Genomic DNA, 16,531 nt, shown 5'->3' with positions numbered 1-16,531 from the left:
GCCACAGTCGCCTGTGGCGGTTTTTTTCTGTTTTCAACCCATTCCCAATTCTCTGATAGCGGGTTTACAGGAAATGGTCCTTTTTCCTCTCACGGCTGTTCCGAATGTCACGCGCGCTGACGCGTGTCTGTCTGTATGCCCACAGACAAAGGAGCGATGCGGTAATTAGATATGCGGTTGTCACTTCAGATAGCCTCGCGCTGTTCCAGACGGGCCTGCACTATTCCCGCAACCTGGGCTGTCAGAGCGGTGATGGGCATACCTGCGGCGCGTGAGGCTGCCAACTGCTGGGCGGCTTCGGCCAGAACCGTATCTTCAGCATCACGGGCAACGCCGCGCAGGAATTGAGCCGCATAGTCCAGTGACCGATGGTCATTCGGTCCGGCCAGAACATCGGCGATATGTGCCATGTCGTCCTGATAGGCCATAGGATCGGGGCATATCACCTCATCCCGAACGGCGTGGAGCGTGCAGGGGCGGCGGTCTTCCGGCAGGCAACTTAGAATAGACGACTGGAAATAGGACAGTGAGTTAAGCGGCTTGGCAAGAAACCCGTCCGCGCCAACCTCTGTCGAAAGGGTTTCTGAATTGTCGTCGCCTGACATGCCCAGAATCGCTCCGATCCGGGGCGTAGTCATGGCCAGTTCGGCAATCAGATCAGCGCCAGAGCCATCTGGCAGCCCCATATCCACCAAGATCACCGAAGGCCGATAGATTTGAAGGTGGCGTCGGGCGGACTTCAGGCAATCGGCCCGCCTGATCCGCGCGCCTGAATGCAAACACATCAGGCGGATGGCATCGCAGGCATAGCGGCTGTCCTCAACAACCAAAATGGTTTGTCCCAGCAGCGGCCGCGTGGCCGTCGGCTGCGCGGGTGAGGCGAAGGGGCTCGAATCGTCCATGGCAGAACTCCTATTCAGCAGATGCTTCACGCTAGGAACTTCTGGCTAACACGGGGTTAACGGCAATTTGGCGCACTTGTCCTTTGCCTGATCTGTCCCCATAACCGCTGCAACGCAGAAGGTAGGAGAGTTCCATGATTGGCCGCTTAAACCACGTTGCCATTGCCGTCCCTGATCTTGTGGCGGCGTCTGAACAGTACCGCAGCGCTTTAGGTGCCAAGGTTGGCGCGCCGCAGGATGAACCTGATCACGGCGTTACTGTGGTGTTCATTGAATTGCCCAACACCAAGATCGAGTTGCTTTATCCTCTGGGCGATGACAGCCCGATCAACGGTTTTCTAGAGAAGAACCCCGCCGGCGGAATCCATCATGTCTGCTATGAGGTGGAGGATATCATTGCCGCGCGTGATCACCTGAAAGAAACCGGCGCCCGGGTGCTGGGTAGCGGTGAACCCAAGATCGGCGCGCACGGGAAACCGGTTCTTTTCCTGCATCCCAAAGATTTCAACGGCTGTCTGGTCGAGTTGGAACAAGTATAAACACCGGAGGTGTACACATGACGATCACTGCAGGACTGGTTCTGTTTGCCGTCATCTGGTTCATGACGCTTTTGGTGATTCTGCCGATCCGCATCAAGACCCAGGGTGATTTGGGCGAGGTCGTTCCCGGCACCCATTCAGGGGCCCCGGAAGTGCATCACATGAAGAAAAAGTTATGGATCACCACCGGGGTGTCGGTCGTGCTCTGGGCTATCATTGCAGGGATCATTATTTCGGGCGTGATTTCGGTACGGGATTTCGATTGGCTAAATCAAATGGAACCGCGAAACTAAGCTTCAGGGCGTTGGCCCTGACAGCTTATGAAAGATATGCGTGAATGTAGCAGCTCCAATAATCGGGATCACAAGGTTCACCAGCGGAATAGACAGTGGGATGGCCATCAACGTGCCCGCAAGCCAAATTGTTGACGAATGTTGTGCTCGCAGTTTTCGCGCGCCCTCACGCCCGATACGGCGCATGGCTGCCAGCGTAAAATACTCACGCCCCAGCAGAAATCCGTTCATCGCCCAAAAGATAAACGGGGCCAGTGGCGTGAAGATCGCATAAAGGATCAGCGCCAGAAGGTTGGCCAGGATCAACACGCCCATAAAGCCAAGCGCGTCAGTGATCGCATCGCCTATCGGGATGCGTGGAACCGTGGGCAGGCTCGGATAATGCCTGTCCTCTACAGCTTGCGCGACATCGTCCAGAAACACAGACGTGATGGCTGAGGCGACGGGAATCATCAGAAACACTGGCAGGATCAGCACCAGGAAAATGCCGGAATAGCTGAGGACGTCATTCAGCCAGGGAACTGCACCAATGAATGGCAGCGATATCTCGTCCCCTGACAGCCGGTTGATCAGCCAAATTGCACCGGCGCAGGCTGCGATCAGCATAAGAATGGTCAGACCAATGCCCCGAAGCAGGACCCCGCGGAATTTCGGGTCTCCGATCTGACCAAGCGCTGAAAAAAAGGCGTTGAGGATGATCATTCTGTGACCCATTCGGTCAGGGCATCAACATCCGGGCGAGGGCGGTCGGGCGGGGTCGAGCCCTCGGTCGCGATATGGATCAAACCGGCAACACTCTCGTTATCCCGCAATCCAAACGCCTTGCGACAGAATTCTGGATCGTGGGTTTGCCAGCCAGACAACCAATTCGCGCCCCATCCTGCGGTCAAAGCAGCGTTCAGCAAAGCAAGGCAAACAGCCCCAGCTGAATAGGTCTGCTCGATGGCTGGAATCTTTTCCGAAGGCTTCTGAACCTCGATCACAGCGACGGCGAGATGGCCTAAATCAAACTGTCCGCGCGCTTTTTCAATGTCTTGAGGGGATTTGCCAAGCGCCTCACCGCATTCCTGCGTCAGCCCCGACAGGCGCCCCATTGCGCCTTTTTCAAGCACGATGAACCGCCAGGGTTCCAGTTTTCCGTGATCCGGGCTGCGGGCTGCTGCGGTCAGCAGGGGCATCAGCTGCTCACGGTTGGGGGCAGGTTCAATCAACGTCTTAGCTGGGCGCGAGCGCCGGGTCTGCAGAAACTCAAAAGCGGCCGGGTTATTCAAGGACATATGTTAACTTCCTTTACATAGGCAGTCTGTATCTGGTTGAACGTCTGGCGAGTTTCAAGTGCAATTGGCTGGACAGGTTGGATCAATTTCATTCCCCGCCCAACCGCGCAAGGGTCTTTGTTAACAGAAGGTGCCGATGGCCAGACCGAAACTCAGAAATCTTCCCGACCTCAGCGACTGCTTTGCACCCGATGCCGAGATTGTGGTCAAGGTGACTCCGAAAGCTGCTGCAGACAGGATTGTGGTTCAGGACGGGGTGATCAGAATATATGTCACGGCACCGCCCGAAAACGGTCGGGCAAATGCTGCCACGCGTGAGATTCTGGCGGTGGCACTTGGGGTTGCGCCCTCTGCACTGATCCTGAAACGCGGCCAGACATCGCGTGATAAGGTCTTTGCGTGTCAGACCTGATCGGGAGTTTCGCGAATTTGGTAAACGCCTTCGGGCAGATCCAGCGCAGCCGCAAGATCGCGAACCTGTTCGGGCGAAAGCGTAATTTTCTGAATCTGGTCAGTGCGCGGATCCAACTGTTCCAGCGTTACGCATTCTGCAAAATTGTTAATGACCACATCCTCGTTCAAAGGCTTTTCGCCTTCGTCCACCAGGGTTATGACCGTCGAGTCGAATTCATGCTCAATCGAAAACATGTTTCCAGCTTGCCGGGCGGAACATTGCAATGCAACCCGTTCGTGGGAAATCGTCCGGTGGCGAACCGCCTAGTGTCGGGCTATGTTCGAAGAAAAGGCATGACCGGACCAAAGGAAATAGTATGCGTCGCCTGATCTTGTTGATATTTGGTCTGGTTCTTTCGGCCTGTGACACTGGTTCGCTACGCGTTCAGCCGGTAGAGGAATGGCAACAACCTTCAACTGATTTTCAGGTCGATGTGCTGACCTTTCGCGAAATCAGTCAAAGGGTCGGGGATGTGGCGCGCGCAGAGTGCAAGCGGCGCAGTAATGTCAGCAACTGCGATTTTTCGATCGTGGTTGATCTGAACCCTCGCGCACCAGCAAATGCTTTTCAAACCTTGGATGACGACAATCAACCAGTCATAATCTTCACCCGCGCGATGATTCAATCGGTGGAAAACGCCGATGAACTGGCCTTTGTGATGGGGCATGAATCTGCTCATCACATCCTGCGCCATATTCCCCGCCAGTCCGAAAACTCACGAGAAAGTGCCGCGATTTTTGGCGAGCTTGCACGCATAGCGGGGGCAAATGACGCAGATCTTGAACAGGCGCAGAAACTGGGCGCGCAGGTGGGTGCCCAGATATATGTCAAGGACTTTGAACTGGAAGCGGACCGGTTGGGAACGATCATCACGCACCGGGCAGGTTATAATCCCTTGTTAGGAGCCCGCTATTTTGCCCGAATTCCTGACCCGGGCGATCGTTTTCTAGGCACCCATCCACCGAATGCTCAGCGCGTCGAAATTGTTTTGGAAACCTCGCGGCAGCTTGGGCTGACACAATGACGGGACTGAAACGGTTGGGGGTTGTCTTGACGGACCGCGGATCGAAATATGCCGTGTCCGGCGCTTTGGTCAGTTCCCGTGACGAGGTGGCTGCTGTCCTGCAGGATCTGAAATCTGACAAAAGCTATGCCAAGGCCACGCACAATACCTGGGCCGCAATCCTGCCCACTGGTGCGCTCAAGGCGGATGACGGGGAAAGCGGTGCCGGAATGGTGATTCTGCGCATGCTGGAAAGGGCCGAACTGAGCGGTCATATCGTCATTGTCACTCGATGGTATGGCGGAAAAAAGCTGGGCGGTGATCGATTCCGACGGGTGCAGGATGCAACACGGGCTTATCTGGACGAACTGGAATTGGGACTTTGACCTGCGTCAAGGCTTGGGCTGTTTCGTATTGCTAGTCTGATCGGACAAAGCGAAACGGAAAGGAATGCCAATGCCCGATCGCGAAACGCTTAGGCATCATGCTGGTCTTGTTGACCGTATGGCTGGCAAGCTGGGGGTGGATCTGCAGGAATCTGCAATCGCTGGACATATATCGGTGGATCAGATTACCGATGCGGTTCTGCGATGCACCGATTGCCCGAACCCGGGCCATTGCCAATCTTTTTTGAATCAACCGGTTCTGGCAGCGCAGACCCCCGAATATTGCCGGAACCAGGATTTGTTAAGCAAGTTGATCCCTTAGGGGGGCCGCAATGCCGCGCCTTGGACACCTCATGACTCATTTGCGCCTTGTGTTGAGGATGGGGCAAACTACGGGTACGGATATTGTGCGGGCCCACAATAAAGGTCGGCTAAGTCAGGAAGACTGGGCTGAAATGATCCGCCTGTGTCAGGGATGTGGCTGGGCGGCTGCCTGTCCGGATTGGATGGAAAGACATCCAGATGTTGCAGGAGCACCACAAACCTGCCCGAACAAACATCAATTCGCCGCGTTGAAAGTAATACAAATGCAGGAATTGGGATGAAACACGCTGTACTGGGCGACGTGGAAAAGCACTTTTGGCTGACTCGATCTGTTGCCCGATGCCTTAAGATCTCGTTGACCGAAGCCATGTCCGACGGGCGGTTGAGGCCGGATGAATACGCCGAGATGGTAACGCGTTGCCGGGCCTCGGACTGTCACGAGAAATGCACGATATGGCTGGCCGCACAGCAATCTGATCCTCGTTCAGCGCCCGGGTTCTGCGTAAATAGCCAGGTTTTCAACCGGCTGAAGTGATCAGATCTTGGAATGTGTCCCGTCGCAAAACGGTGGGTTAGCGCAGTTTTTACAGCCGCAGAAGAACAGTTTCTTGCTGGTATCAGCTGTGAACTTGACCGGTTCAAAGCTGGTTCCTTTGTGAGATCCATCACAAAATGGCTGCCGATTGGACCGGCCGCACGAGCACCAGAAATAGCTTTTTCCTTCGGTTACTTCGATTGGATAGGGCGCTTTTTGCGCGATGACAGGACCTTCTGGCATCTGATTTCTCCGTTCGCTGACTTTCCCCAGTTTATCGCCTGAACAGATGTGCCGAAAGCAGTAGCTGCCACGCGGCACCCATTCCATGGGCAATCCCCCCGGCATGGTTTTGCCTGCTTTCGCAAACGCGCTGTTGATTTTATTGCAAAATTACCAACCACACCGTATTGTGAAGTCGGCCCCATGTTCAGGGCAATAACAGAAATTAATTAGAGGAATGACGGACATGAAACTCAAATTTGCTGCCGTTAGTGCGTTTGCCCTGGTTCTGGCTGCTTGCTCGCAACAGGAAGAGCCGACACCGGTATACATTACCCCAGATTATGACAAATACGGCACGCCGAGCTGCCCGGCAGGGACAGATCTGGCGACGACCGAAGCAGGTCAGACCGTATGTAATCCGACTGCTCAATAAGATTTTCGCGGGCGGATTCCGACATAGCCGCCCGCACAATCGAACAAAAAAGCCGCCCTATGGGTGGCTTTTTTATTGCCTGTCATACGGTGTTCGGGTTTCTGTTTGACCTATTGAATTACCGAGGTCACATGAGAAAACTTGTCACCCATCTAAAGGACCGCATCCGCTGGAGCTGGCAGGGATTGGCTGCCACTTGGCACAGTGAATACTCGTTCCGCGCTTGGGTCTGCACCAATCTTGTTTCTGCGGGTCTGGCCCTGTGGCTGCCCCTGAGCGATGGCGTTAGGGCTCTGATACTGGTGATCGGTCTGTTGGTTCTGGTGGCTGAACTGTTCAACACGGCGATCGAACGGGCGGTGGATCATACTTCGACCGAACACAATCTATTGGCCGGGCAAGCCAAAGACGCCGCCAGCGCTGCGGTGGCACTGACTGCTTTGGCTGGCGGATTGGCCTGGGTTATCGGGCTGTTGAGCCTTTTTTGACTGCCGCTGGGTCGGTCAATTCAGGTAGGTGTGGTTAGCGAAGCTTGCCCCATAGATCATATTCCCCGGCCTCGTCCACCTCGACCGAGACAATGTCGCCCGGCTTCAGGGCCTCAAACCCCTCGTCGATGAACAGATTGCCGTCAATCTCGGGCGCATCTGCGGTGGTGCGACAGGTCGCGGCCTCATCGTCGATATCATCCACGATGACTTGCAGGGTATGGCCGACCTTGGCGGCCAGTTTGGCCTCGGAAATCGCCTGAGCCTTTTCCATGAACCTTTCCCATCGGTCTTGTTTGACATCGGCGGGCACATGGTCAGGAAGGTCGTTGGATCGGGCTCCTTCGACGTTCTCGTACTGAAAGCAGCCGACGCGATCCAGTTGCGCCTCGTCCATCCAGTCCAGAAGGGTCTGGAACTCAGCCTCGGTCTCGCCGGGATAGCCCACGATAAAGGTGGATCGCAGAGTGATGTCAGGACAGGTCGCGCGCCAGGCAGCGATCTCGTCCAATGTTCTGGCAGCTGCAGCGGGGCGGGCCATTCGTTTCAAAACATCCGGATGTGCGTGTTGAAAAGGGATATCCAGATAGGGCAGCACGTTGCTGCCCGCATCCGCCATCAGCGGGATCAGTTCACGTACATGCGGGTAGGGATAGACATAGTGCAGACGAATCCAGGCATCCAACTGACCCAATTCACGCGCCAGATCGGTGATATGGCTGCGTACCTCACGGTCTTTCCAGGGGTTCACATCGTATTTCCGGTCCAACCCATAGGCCGAGGTGTCCTGCGAAATCACCAGCAATTCGCGCACACCGTTATCGACCAGCTTTTCCGCCTCGCGCAGAACCGCATGCGCCGGACGGCTGGCCAGTTTGCCGCGCATGTCGGGGATGATGCAGAACTTGCACTTGTGGTTACAGCCCTCTGATATCTTGAGATAGCTGTAGTGGCGCGGCGTCAGTTGAACGTTGGCCGCAGGCAGCAGATCCACGAAGGGGTCGGGATCAGGCGGCACGGCCTTGTGTACCGCATCCAGCACCTGCTCGTATTGATGTGGTCCGGTGACGGCCATGATACGCGGGTGATGCTCGCGGATGTAATCGGGTTCGGCCCCTAGACATCCGGTTACGATAACCTTGCCGTTTTCTACCAAAGCCTCGCCGATGGCATCCAGAGACTCCGCCTTGGCGCTGTCCAGAAATCCGCAGGTATTCACAATCACGGCATCTGCGCCTGAATAGTCCGGCGAGATGCCGTATCCTTCGGCCCTCAGGCGCGTCAGAATCCGCTCGCTGTCGACCAAAGCCTTGGGGCAACCCAGCGATACCATGCCGATGGTCGGCTGGTTCGGACGTGGTGTATCAGTGATCCGGGCAGCAGGTGCCAGGTCGGGGCGGAGGTTTGGCGGGTTTGTGGTCATGGCGCGGCATATAGTGGGGAAAGCTTCCCCTTGCAAATGCGCTGCCGTCTTTGAATGATCTTTTTATAGCGTGCCAAATAAGTCGGAGAGCAGAAAATGAAATGGCTAATGCGCATCCTGTTCCTTTTGGTGGCTGTGGTCGGTCTTGTCATCGGCGCGTTGCTGCTGATGCCGGGCGACAAGTTGGCGACCATTCTGGCCGAGCAGGTCAAGGCACAAACCGGGCGTGATCTGAAACTGTCGGGGGGCGTTAAGCTGTCCTTCTGGCCTGTGCTGGGCATGGAAACCGGGGCGGTTTCCTTCGGAAATGCCTCGTGGGCGGGGTCTGAGCCGATGCTGAGCGCCGAAAGCCTGGCGGTTGGGGTCGATACCTTGGCCATTTTGTCCGGCGATGTGCTGATCAAACGGATTATTGCCGAGAATCCGACCCTCAGACTTGAACTGTCAGACGGGCGCGGAAACTGGGAGTTTGACACGGCCGTCGCCCCGACAGCCAGCGGCTCGGGTGGATCAAAACCGGCCGATGCATCGCGCGCGGTGACACTGGAGCATCTGAAACTGACTCAGGCGCGTCTGATCTTTGTTGAAAATGGATCGGCCCGATTTGATGTCGCAGATGTGGATTTGTCTGCCAGTTGGCCAGCAGTCTCGGCCCCCTTGGTTCTGGATGCACAAATGCCGGTTCCGGGCGGTGAGGCCCGCGTGGATATCAAGATACCCGACTTGCCGGCTTATGCTACGGGCGCGGCATCCGAGATTGAACTTGCACTTGCGGCCCCTGGTGGTGACATCGGATTTGACGGGCGCGTCAACCTTGCCGGAGAGATGGACGGCAAGCTGCAGTTGAAAACCAAAGACACGGAAAAAATGCTGGCCGCGTTCGGTCAGGAGGGCGTTGGAGTGCCGCACGGGTTGGGCCGCGCTGCGAACGTGTCGGGGCAGATGACTTATACCAGAGATGGTCGCATATCTGTGCGCGATCTGGTGGCTTCACTCGACAGTAACCGTTTTACAGGCGAAGTTGATATTGTCATTTCCAACCCGCCACAGATCACTGCTCGGTTGGATGCCAGTGATCTTGATCTTTCTCGCTATAATCAAAGTGGTCAGACGGTCTCGTCCAGTTCCGGCGGTTCCGGCTCGGGTGCTGCCTCGGAGGGGTGGTCAAGGGAACCGATCGACGCCTCGGCGCTGGCTTTGGCCAATGGTGAAATTCGACTGACAGCCAAATCTATCGCGCTGCCCGAGCTGACGCTTGGCCCCAGCGACCTGACAATGCGGCTGGACCGGTCTCGGGCTGCATTGGAGATGAACCCGGCAACCTTGTTTTCCGGAACGCTGAACGGGCAGGTGGTGGCCAATAATCGGAATGGGTTGTCCGTTGGCGGCAAGATAAAGGCCAAGGGCATTGACCTCAAACTAGCTCTGACAGCCTTGGTCGGGGTCGAGCGGCTGTCCGGGACCGGGTCGGGATCATTCGAGTTTCTGGGCGTTGGCCAGAACGAGAATCAGATCATGCGCTCGCTCAGCGGTAAGGGCCGCTTGGATGTAGGAAAGGGGCTGATATCGGGTTTTGACCTTGATCGTCTGATGGGACGAGGCAAAGGTTCGGGTGGCACCACCGTGTTCAACAGCCTGACGGCTAGCTTCACCATTGATAAGGGCGTTTTGCAGAACAACGATCTGTTGATGTCGCTGGACAATTTCCGCGCGGATGGCAAAGGAAAAGTCGGGATCGGAGCGCGCAATATCGACTATCTGTTCACGCCGGTAGCTCTGCGTGCGAATTCGGGAGAGGGCCTGTCGGTTCCGGTGCGTATAGTTGGACCATGGAGCAATCCGTCGATCAAGCCGGACCTGACCAAGGTGATCGAAGCGGCTGCCGGAGGAAAAGTCAAAGAGCTTGAGGATGATGTCAAAAAGAAAGTCATCGACAAGATAGGCGGCGATACCGGTACGGCCGGGACTGACGGTGACAGCGTCGAGGACGCGCTGAAGAACAAGCTTGAGGACGAGGCCAAGAAAGGACTGCTTAAGCTGTTTGGCGGAAATTGAAGTGTCGGGGCCAGCGCCCCGACACCAACGCTCAGATGGTCTGGTCGTAATCTCCGACACCCGGTTCGGTTCGGATAACCGCGTCGATATCCGCAAAAATGGCCCGCATCTCTTCCTCGCTTTCGCTGCTTTCGCAGACGACCACCAGATTGGGCGTATTCGACGAGGCGCGCACCAACCCCCAGCTGCCATTGTCCAGAATGACTCGGGCACCGTTGACAGTGACCACTTCTTTGATCGGGCGACCTGCTAGCGTCTCTCCGGCCTCGGATTTGGCGACCAGCTTTGCGACCAAACGGTCGAGTATGTCGTATTTTTCGGTATCCGCTGCATAGGGGGACATGGTCGGTGTCGACCATGTTTTTGGTAGCGCTTTTCGCAGGTCGGACATGCTTTGGTCCGGGTTGCGGTCCATCAGTTTACAGATCTCAACCGCGACGCGCATGCCGCAATCATATCCACGTCCAATCGGTTCGGCCAAAAAGTAATGCCCCGACTTTTCGAACCCGGCCAGCGCGTTGATCTCTTTGACTCGCCGCTTCATGTGGCTGTGGCCGGTTTTCCAGTAATCTGCCTTGACCCCGCGGGCCTTCAACTCGGGGTCGCTGGCAAAAAGGCCGGTTGATTTCACGTCGGCGACAAAGGTGGCATTGGGGTAAATCTTGGCCAGATCGCGGGCCATGATCACGCCGACCTTATCAGCAAAAATCTCTTCCCCCTCGTCATCCACAACGCCACAGCGGTCACCGTCACCATCGAACCCCAGCGCCATGTCTGCACCGCTGGCTTTCACGGTATCGGACATGTCGTGCAGCATTTCCATCGCTTCTGGGTTCGGGTTGTAATGGGGGAACGTATAATCCAGCCGGTTATGGCTGGGCACGACTTCGACCCCCATGCGTTCAAAGAGCTCAGGAGCAAAGGCGGATGCGGTGCCGTTCCCTGTGGCACAGACCACTTTGAGAGGCCGCGATACTTTGAAATCGCCGACCAGATCGTCGATATAGGCCTCTTTCACGCCGTCAACGAATTCGTAGGACCCGCCCGCGTGGGTCTGCCCTTCGCCATTCAGAACAATGTCTCGCAGCTCTGACATCTCGTCCGGGCCATGGGTCAGGGGACGTTCGAACCCCATCTTGACCCCGGTCCAGCCATTTGGATTGTGGCTGGCCGTGACCATGGCCACGGCTGGAACGTCCAGATGGAACTGAGCGAAATAGGCCATCGGGCTAAGCGCCGGACCGATATCCTTTACCTGAATTCCCGCCTGCATCAGGCCCAGGATCAGGGCATTTTTAATGGCCAGAGAATAATCACGATAATCATTGGCTACAGCAATCACGGGTTCAATCCCACGCTTGCGCATCTGTGTGCCCAGACCCAACCCCAGTGCGGTCATACCTGGCAGGTTGATCTCTTCTGGATATTTCCAGCGGGCATCATATTCGCGAAAGCCGGTTGGCTTGATCATTGCGTCGCGCAGAAAGCTCCAGGTGTTCGGAGTCACCTCGGGGTTGGGTTTGGTCATGGGAATACTCTTGTTCAGATTTGGATAGGGTTGGCCTTGGCCAACGCATCAAAACGCATCAATGTATCGATGAGCTGCGGCATCTGGTCCAATGGGATCATATTAGGACCGTCGGAAGGTGCAGTATCAGGGTCCTGATGGGTTTCGATAAAAACCGCACCGATGCCAAGCGAAACCGCAGCGCGGGCCATCACAGGCGCGAATTCTCGCTGCCCACCAGTAGAACCACCCTTGCCGCCAGGCTGCTGTACCGAGTGTGTGGCATCCATTACGACCGGGTATCCCGTTTTGGCCATCTGCGGCAGGCCGCGCATGTCAGCGACCAACGTATTATATCCAAACGAAGTTCCGCGTTCTGTCAGCAGGATGTTTGTGTTCCCAGTGCTTTCTACCTTGCTCACGATGTTGCCCATCTCCCATGGGGCCAAAAACTGTCCTTTTTTGACATTAACCGCCTTGCCGGTTTCGCCAGCTGCGAGCAGCATATCTGTTTGTCGGCATAGAAAGGCAGGGATTTGCAGCACGTCCACAGCCTCGGCCGCAATCGCGCACTGGGCTTCGGTATGTACGTCAGTCAGCACTGGAATACCCAAGGTTTTGCGGATGTCATCCAGAACCTTGAGCCCTGTGTCTATTCCCATACCTCGCGCACCCGACAGCGAAGTTCGGTTCGCCTTGTCGTACGAGGCTTTAAAGACGTACTGCGCCCCGGCGGCGTCGCAGGCCTCTTTCATTTTTCCTGCGATCATTTGGGCATGATCGGCAGTTTCCAGTTGGCAGGGACCGGCGATGATCGTCAGGGGAAGATCATTGCCGACCGTGAGATCGGAGATTTTTACATGTTTCATGTGTCTTACGAGGATACCTGTTCACGAAGGACCGACGCGGTAAGCGAGATCATCAGGTAGATACCAGCAAACAACAGGAAAGCCAAAATCGTATTTTCGAACTTGCGCGGATAGCTGGGTTCCTGACTGGGAACAGGATTGACGGAAACCGTCAGATACCGAACCTGACGATTGGCTTCGGTCCTGGTTGTCTCCATATGCTGCATAGCTGATTGCAGGATCATATCCCGAGCGGCCAGATCGGCCTGTGCCATCTGAATCCGAACACTCAGCCTGGCCAGCGAATTCTCGCCGGCAGAGACATCCAGCATTTCGGCGTTCAATTCCTCCAGCACAACCGTAAGCCGTGCGATATCGGCCTGTGCGCCATCCACCTTGGCTTTGTTTGGGCGGCGATTGTCCAACAAGGCTGCAAGCTGCAGTTCTTTGTCCTGAATAAGCGTCTCGATTTCGTTTATGCGGCCCCGCAACCCGGCAATGACGCTTTCAGGGTCAAGGATTGCGCCTTGCAGCTGAAGCTCGATCAGGTCTTCCTGAGCTTTCTTGCGTTCTTCCTGAGCGCTTACAAACCCTTCCCGGGCATCTTTCATCTGGTCTTCGCGTTTCTTTTCGGTCAGAGCGTTTACCCGTTGCTCGGCATAGGAAATCAGTTCTCGGGAAAACGCGGCCGAAGTCTGGGGGTCGGGTGTCGCCACCTCCATCCGGATCAGGCCATCGGTCGGGTCATATCCGACCGTGATCATGCGTTTGTACAGCTTGTAAGCCTCTTCGAGACTGGCGTCCGGGGACAATCGCTGAATGGGGTCGATCCAGTCCTGTTTGAACACATCAGCGAAACCGGCCTCTGTGTCCAAAAGTTCAAGCGCATCTTTCGATTCCAGAAACTCCTGAGTGGCAACCGAATCCTGCGTGGTCGCAAATTGGGTCCCTGCCAGAAGCCCTCCAATAGAGCCCGCGCCCCCGTCCGCCTGAAGGATCAGAAAGGCAGAGTTGCTGGCGTACATTGGGGTCGCGATCCGATAGAAATAGAGACCCACGACAAAGGTAGGTAGCAGGACAAAAGCCGCAAGCCGCGCAAACAGAGCTAACAGTTTGCGACGGCGGCGGCGGGCGATGTCCCTCTGAATCTGTCCGATTTCACGTTCACGCCGCTCGGCCGGGCTCATCTCGGGTCCGGGCAAGTTCTCTGGTGCATCTTTCACGGTCTGGGGCAGGTGGATCGTGACGCGATCATTCGTCTGCTCGTCCGAAGTTTTCTTTTCCGAGGCAAGGTTCAGTAGACTGGAGCGTTCAAACGGATCAATTCCCTTTTTGCGCAACAACCGAACTGCATCATAGTCCGAAGTCGCCGCAAGACCGTTTTTCTGGGCAAGACGACGTGCCACCCTCAGTTGGCGGCCGGTCAGTCCCTCGCGTTTGATAGCGTCGATCTCGGTCCCTACTGGCGGTTCATTTTCTGGGCCGGGCGCCTTTGTGGCCTGGCGAATACGCGAGATCGCGTCTTCGCGCGTTTCGGCATTTCCCGCAGACCGCCGTTTGCGGCGCCAGTTGTATTTATCAGCCCTGGGTTTGGTAGTCATATAACTGCTTTGCCTCTTCCAAGGTTTCGAACAAGTGAAGCTGACCATCCACTAATACCGCCGCCTGACGCGCGAATTTTTCAAGCAGGGCCGGGTTGTGAGAGACGATGACCAGTGTTGTTGTGCGCAGCCGTTCCTGCAGAATGTCGCCTGCCTTTTTGTTGAATTCAACATCCGTTGTGGCCGGCATCCCTTCGTCGATGAGGTACATGTCGAAATCCAGAGCCAGCATCAACGCGAATGTGAACCGCGACCGCATACCGGATGAATAGGTCGCCAGCGGTTGATTGAAATATTCACCCAGGCCACACAGCCAACTGCAATATGCCTCGACATAGTCCGGGTCCATACCATAGATCTTGGCGATATAGCGCGAGTTCTCCAGAGCCGACAGCTTGTTTGAAACTCCGCCGGTAAATCCCATCGGAAAAGAGACGCGGCAGGATTTGCGAATGACCCCTTCGTCGGGTTTCTCTAGTCCGGCCATCATGTTGATCAGGGTGGTTTTTCCGGTACCGTTCGGGGCCAGAATGCCGATGGATGTGCCAAGTTCGACGCGAAAAGACACTCTGTCCAGAATCACCTTTCGGCGCGTCCCGGTCCAAAAGGACTTGCTGACATTTTCAAACTCAAGCATCCAAGGCCTGCGGGTTTATCTTGTTGTTGCGCCGTTCGGATCGGCGAAAGAACGGTACCTCTACGGCGCCATATAGGCCACATTATGTCGAATTATGAAACAAATGATCAATGCGTTCCGGGGGTCGTTTTTGGTAATGTGACTTTTGCATCTGTTGGCGTCTGGATGTGTGTTACCTATCTTGCTTTCAGAACACCAACCACCTGATGCGGCACTGATTGCGATCTCATGAACCCACTCGAAAAAGAAATAGAGGCCTGCCGTATTTGTGCCGACCGATTTGCGGCAACCGAAACCGCGCATGAACCAAGACCCATTGTCTGGTTCCGCAAAGACACGCCTATTTTGGTCTGTGGTCAGGCTCCGGGGGCACGTGTGCATGCGTCGGGTCGCCCTTTTACCGACCCTTCCGGTGATCGGCTTCGGGCGTGGTTGGGTGTTGATGAGGAGCTGTTTTATGACCGTTCACGTGTCTCGATCGTTCCAATGGCGTTTTGCTTTCCCGGCTATGATGCGCGCAAGGCAGATTTGCCTCCTCCGCCAGTATGCGGTCAGACTTGGCATGATCGGGTCATGGCGGATCTTGGGCCTGTGCCGTTGACCATTCTTGTCGGGGGGCACGCCCATAGATATCACCTGAAGTCACGTGGGTCAGTCACCGAAACCGTCCGCAACTGGCGGGACTATGCGCCGCGGGTCTTTGCCTTGCCTCATCCGTCCTGGCGGAATACGGCATGGATGAAGAAAAATCCGTGGTTCGAAGCCGATCTGTTGCCGGTTTTGCGTGCACGGGTGCAAGAGGTTCTGAATGACTGAGATTTCGGCTCTGGACGCCGCCCATGCCGCGGCTGAGGCCGCTCCGCAGGATGATGCGGCCCGTCTGCGTTTCTTTGAACGGCTGGCTGACAGTGAGCTGTTCCTGATGCTGACGGAAGAGGCAAAGAACGAGAATATTTCGCCCGAATTGTTCGATGTGGCAGACGGGCGTTTTGTGCTGGCATTCGATCGCGAAGACCGGCTGGCCCGCTTCGCAGACCGCCCGGTGCCCTATGTTGCGCTGTCGGGGCGGGTTTTATCGTCTATGTTGTCGGGGCAGGGGATCGGGCTGGGGTTGAACCTTGAGGTTGCCCCGTCCTCGATGTTGATCCCGCCCGAGGCATTGGGCTGGTTGGTGGAAACTTTGCAGCATGGTCCCGAAGAGGTGCAACAGCACCTGTCCGAGTTCCTGGCTCCATCGGGGTTGCCCGACGAACTGCTGACAGCTTTGGACGCCAAGCTGGCTACGGCCATTGGGTTGGCGCAAGCCGCCTATCTGGTCAGCACCAAAACGGCTGAAGGTGGGTTCGGGCATTTGCTGGGTTTTGTCGATGCCGTCGAAGGGGCAGAGGCAGCTCTGGCCAAGGCCGCATCCGAAGCGCTTACCTTTTCCGGGGTCGAAGCTGGGGCAATGGACGTAGGTTTTTTCAAATCAAGTGACACGGCCGCAGCGTCTTTGGCGCGGGTGGGTTTGCGGTACGATCTGCCGCAGCCTGAGGCGCGTGTGAATGCGCATATCGCTCCTGGGCGCGATCCGGACAAACCGCCTTTGCTCAAGTAATGGT

The 16,531-nt window shown here is 56.1% G+C and carries 23 protein-coding genes; 13 read left to right on the top strand and 10 right to left on the bottom strand.

The window, feature by feature from the left end; all coding sequences use genetic code 11:
• Positions 1 to 185 precede the first annotated feature (185 nt).
• Positions 186 to 902, bottom strand: coding sequence for a response regulator (locus tag AC2FHX_RS11425; protein WP_496701522.1), 717 nt, complete (start codon positions 900 to 902; stop codon positions 186 to 188).
• A 134-nt stretch (positions 903 to 1,036) separates the two neighbouring features.
• On the opposite strand from AC2FHX_RS11425, the gene mce reads away from it, so the two are divergent.
• Positions 1,037 to 1,441, top strand: coding sequence for a methylmalonyl-CoA epimerase (mce, locus tag AC2FHX_RS11420; RefSeq protein WP_271949260.1), 405 nt, complete (start codon positions 1,037 to 1,039; stop codon positions 1,439 to 1,441).
• Positions 1,442 to 1,458: 17 nt separating this feature from the next.
• Positions 1,459 to 1,734, top strand: coding sequence for a DUF1467 family protein (locus AC2FHX_RS11415; RefSeq protein WP_142636598.1), 276 nt, complete (start codon positions 1,459 to 1,461; stop codon positions 1,732 to 1,734).
• 3 nt (positions 1,735 to 1,737) lie between these two features.
• On the opposite strand, the gene AC2FHX_RS11410 is transcribed toward AC2FHX_RS11415, so the two are convergent.
• Both AC2FHX_RS11410 and AC2FHX_RS11405 read right to left on the bottom strand, forming a co-directional pair.
• Entirely contained in the window at positions 1,738 to 2,436 is a 699-nt protein-coding gene (locus AC2FHX_RS11410; protein ID WP_496690998.1) for an EI24 domain-containing protein, read from the bottom strand.
• On the bottom strand, positions 2,433 to 3,011 hold the full coding sequence (locus tag AC2FHX_RS11405; protein WP_496701524.1) for a nitroreductase family protein: 579 nt from the start codon (positions 3,009 to 3,011) through the stop codon (positions 2,433 to 2,435). Before AC2FHX_RS11405 ends, AC2FHX_RS11410 begins: the two co-directional genes overlap by 4 nt.
• 136 nt (positions 3,012 to 3,147) lie before the next feature.
• Between AC2FHX_RS11405 and AC2FHX_RS11400 the strand changes: the two genes are divergently transcribed.
• Positions 3,148 to 3,423, top strand: coding sequence for a DUF167 domain-containing protein (locus tag AC2FHX_RS11400; RefSeq protein ID WP_496701525.1), 276 nt, complete (start codon positions 3,148 to 3,150; stop codon positions 3,421 to 3,423).
• Here the strand turns inward: AC2FHX_RS11400 and AC2FHX_RS11395 are convergent.
• A complete protein-coding gene (locus AC2FHX_RS11395) occupies positions 3,414 to 3,659 on the bottom strand; it encodes a DUF8831 family protein (RefSeq protein ID WP_496701526.1) in 246 nt (81 codons plus the stop codon). The two genes, AC2FHX_RS11400 and AC2FHX_RS11395, sit on opposite strands and share 10 nt — an antisense overlap.
• Positions 3,660 to 3,781: 122 nt before the next feature.
• Between AC2FHX_RS11395 and AC2FHX_RS11390 the strand changes: the two genes are divergently transcribed.
• From AC2FHX_RS11390 to AC2FHX_RS11370, 5 genes are all read left to right on the top strand, one after another.
• Positions 3,782 to 4,489 carry a M48 family metallopeptidase gene (locus AC2FHX_RS11390; RefSeq protein WP_142636606.1) on the top strand — a complete coding sequence of 236 codons (708 nt, stop codon included), beginning with the start codon at positions 3,782 to 3,784 and terminating at the stop codon, positions 4,487 to 4,489.
• On the top strand, positions 4,486 to 4,854 hold the full coding sequence (locus AC2FHX_RS11385) for a YigZ family protein (RefSeq protein ID WP_142636608.1): 369 nt from the start codon (positions 4,486 to 4,488) through the stop codon (positions 4,852 to 4,854). The genes AC2FHX_RS11390 and AC2FHX_RS11385 overlap by 4 nt, the downstream gene beginning before the upstream one ends.
• 64 nt (positions 4,855 to 4,918) lie before the next feature.
• Complete coding sequence (locus AC2FHX_RS11380) at positions 4,919 to 5,176, top strand: DUF6455 family protein (RefSeq protein WP_496701527.1); 258 nt, start codon at positions 4,919 to 4,921, stop codon at positions 5,174 to 5,176.
• Positions 5,177 to 5,186: 10 nt separating this feature from the next.
• Positions 5,187 to 5,459, top strand: coding sequence for a DUF6455 family protein (locus AC2FHX_RS11375; RefSeq protein WP_496701528.1), 273 nt, complete (start codon positions 5,187 to 5,189; stop codon positions 5,457 to 5,459).
• Positions 5,456 to 5,713, top strand: a complete 258-nt coding sequence (locus tag AC2FHX_RS11370) for a DUF6455 family protein (protein WP_496701529.1) — start codon at positions 5,456 to 5,458, stop codon at positions 5,711 to 5,713. Before AC2FHX_RS11375 ends, AC2FHX_RS11370 begins: the two co-directional genes overlap by 4 nt.
• Here AC2FHX_RS11370 and AC2FHX_RS11365 read toward each other — a convergent pair whose 3' ends face one another.
• Positions 5,714 to 5,956 (bottom strand): CDGSH iron-sulfur domain-containing protein, encoded by a 243-nt coding sequence (locus AC2FHX_RS11365; RefSeq protein WP_496701530.1) that lies wholly within the window; start codon positions 5,954 to 5,956, stop codon positions 5,714 to 5,716.
• 226 nt (positions 5,957 to 6,182) lie between these two features.
• Here AC2FHX_RS11365 and AC2FHX_RS11360 point away from each other — a divergent pair, with 226 nt between their 5' ends.
• A complete protein-coding gene (locus tag AC2FHX_RS11360) occupies positions 6,183 to 6,371 on the top strand; it encodes a hypothetical protein (protein WP_142636616.1) in 189 nt (62 codons plus the stop codon).
• A gap of 131 nt (positions 6,372 to 6,502) precedes the next feature.
• On the top strand, positions 6,503 to 6,859 hold the full coding sequence (locus AC2FHX_RS11355; RefSeq protein WP_496690995.1) for a diacylglycerol kinase: 357 nt from the start codon (positions 6,503 to 6,505) through the stop codon (positions 6,857 to 6,859).
• 34 nt (positions 6,860 to 6,893) lie between these two features.
• Here the strand turns inward: AC2FHX_RS11355 and rimO are convergent, their stop codons facing one another.
• Positions 6,894 to 8,282, bottom strand: coding sequence for a 30S ribosomal protein S12 methylthiotransferase RimO (gene rimO, locus AC2FHX_RS11350; RefSeq protein WP_142636620.1), 1,389 nt, complete (start codon positions 8,280 to 8,282; stop codon positions 6,894 to 6,896).
• Positions 8,283 to 8,378: 96 nt separating this feature from the next.
• Between rimO and AC2FHX_RS11345 the strand changes: the two genes are divergently transcribed.
• On the top strand, positions 8,379 to 10,337 hold the full coding sequence (locus AC2FHX_RS11345; RefSeq protein ID WP_496701531.1) for an AsmA family protein: 1,959 nt from the start codon (positions 8,379 to 8,381) through the stop codon (positions 10,335 to 10,337).
• A 31-nt stretch (positions 10,338 to 10,368) separates the two neighbouring features.
• On the opposite strand, the gene AC2FHX_RS11340 is transcribed toward AC2FHX_RS11345, so the two are convergent.
• Genes AC2FHX_RS11340 through AC2FHX_RS11325 form a run of 4 tightly spaced genes read right to left on the bottom strand, consistent with a single transcriptional unit; the run spans position 10,369 to position 14,930 of the window.
• On the bottom strand, positions 10,369 to 11,865 hold the full coding sequence (locus AC2FHX_RS11340; protein WP_496701532.1) for a phosphomannomutase/phosphoglucomutase: 1,497 nt from the start codon (positions 11,863 to 11,865) through the stop codon (positions 10,369 to 10,371).
• 14 nt (positions 11,866 to 11,879) lie between these two features.
• The gene (gene kdsA / locus AC2FHX_RS11335; protein WP_142636626.1) at positions 11,880 to 12,713 is read right to left on the bottom strand and encodes a 3-deoxy-8-phosphooctulonate synthase; all 834 of its coding nucleotides are present in this window, start codon (positions 12,711 to 12,713) and stop codon (positions 11,880 to 11,882) included.
• A gap of 5 nt (positions 12,714 to 12,718) precedes the next feature.
• Positions 12,719 to 14,293: a KpsE/RkpR family capsule polysaccharide export protein gene (locus AC2FHX_RS11330; protein ID WP_496701533.1), complete on the bottom strand. Its 1,575-nt coding sequence runs from the start codon at positions 14,291 to 14,293 to the stop codon at positions 12,719 to 12,721.
• Entirely contained in the window at positions 14,271 to 14,930 is a 660-nt protein-coding gene (locus AC2FHX_RS11325; protein ID WP_142636630.1) for an ABC transporter ATP-binding protein, read from the bottom strand. Before AC2FHX_RS11325 ends, AC2FHX_RS11330 begins: the two co-directional genes overlap by 23 nt.
• Positions 14,931 to 15,158: 228 nt before the next feature.
• Between AC2FHX_RS11325 and AC2FHX_RS11320 the strand changes: the two genes are divergently transcribed.
• Together AC2FHX_RS11320 and AC2FHX_RS11315 are read left to right on the top strand one after the other, a co-directional pair.
• Entirely contained in the window at positions 15,159 to 15,746 is a 588-nt protein-coding gene (locus AC2FHX_RS11320) for a uracil-DNA glycosylase family protein (protein ID WP_282027571.1), read from the top strand.
• On the top strand, positions 15,739 to 16,527 hold the full coding sequence (locus tag AC2FHX_RS11315) for an SseB family protein (RefSeq protein WP_281972684.1): 789 nt from the start codon (positions 15,739 to 15,741) through the stop codon (positions 16,525 to 16,527). Before AC2FHX_RS11320 ends, AC2FHX_RS11315 begins: the two co-directional genes overlap by 8 nt.
• Positions 16,528 to 16,531 lie beyond the last annotated feature (4 nt).

The organism is Ruegeria sp. CDSC042 (genome assembly GCF_059610745.1).
This window is presented reverse-complemented; position numbering and strand designations above follow the sequence as displayed.